Source organism: Streptomyces wedmorensis (genome assembly GCF_000716445.1).
Taxonomy (GTDB): domain Bacteria; phylum Actinomycetota; class Actinomycetes; order Streptomycetales; family Streptomycetaceae; genus Streptomyces; species Streptomyces wedmorensis.
This window is the reverse complement of sequence record NZ_JNWK01000155.1, coordinates 1-979: the sequence shown is the minus strand read 5'-3', so window position 1 is coordinate 979 and position 979 is coordinate 1. Positions and strand designations below refer to the sequence as shown.

General features: G+C 67.3%; 1 protein-coding gene. It reads left to right on the top strand.

The annotated features are described in order from the left end of the window. The first annotated feature begins 59 nt into the window (after positions 1–59). Entirely contained in the window at positions 60–953 is an 894-nt protein-coding gene (locus tag OO54_RS40885) for an IS982 family transposase (protein WP_033212810.1), read from the top strand. Positions 954–979 lie beyond the last annotated feature (26 nt).

Sequence of the window (979 nt, the reverse complement as noted above, 5' to 3'; positions counted from 1 at the left end):
CTAGACGAGTAAGTCCGAAGTCTTCGGGCGCATGAAGCGAGGGTCTCGTTGGTCCGTTTGTGACGACAGACCTCGAAACCCTCGCGACAGCACTGTACGTGAGGATTGATGACTCTCTGGCAGGAACGCGGCGGTGGGGCCGTCCGCCGAGGCTGACGGATGCCGAGCTGTTGACGCTCGCGGTCATGCAGGCCGTCCTCGGCTTCGCCTCCGAGACCCGCTGGCTGCGGTTCGCCCGCCGGCACCTGGCCGCCGAGTTCCCCTACCTGCCCGGGCAGTCCGGCTACAACAAGCGTCTGCGGGCCGCGAACACGCTGATCAGCCGGTTCATCCGCACCCTGGCCCGGGACACCGACCTGTGGCACGACGACGTATGGATCGTCGACTCCACCCCCGTGGAGTGCGCCCGCTCCCGGCCCGCCGCCAAACGCTCCGAGCTGGCCGGCTGGGCCGGCTACGGCTACTGCCCCTCGCACTCCCGCTTCTTCTGGGGCCTGCGTCTGCACCTGCTCTGCACACCCGGCGGTCTGCCGATCGCCTGGGCGCTGGCCAGCCCCAAGGTCGATGAACGTGAGGTCCTGGCCGACATGCTCACGGGAGACCAGGACCTGCTGACCACTCACCCCGGGCAGACGATTGTCGGCGACAAGGGCTACGTCTCCACGCATCTGGACACGTTCATGGGTGAACACGGCCTGGCCCTGCTGCGGCCGAGCTACCGCAACCGCAAGCCCCGGCCGGGCGAGCACCTGCTCAAGCCGATCCGGCAGCTCATCGAGTCGGTCAACGACACCCTCAAGGGCCAGCTCGACCTCGAACGCCACGGGGCCAGAACCCCAGCCGGGGTCCTGGCCCGCGTCGGACAACGCATCCTGGCCCTCACCGCAGCCATCTGGCACAACCGGGCCAACGGAACATCACTGACCAGGTCATTGATCGCCTACGACCACTGACCAGCACTTCGGACTTACTCGTCTAG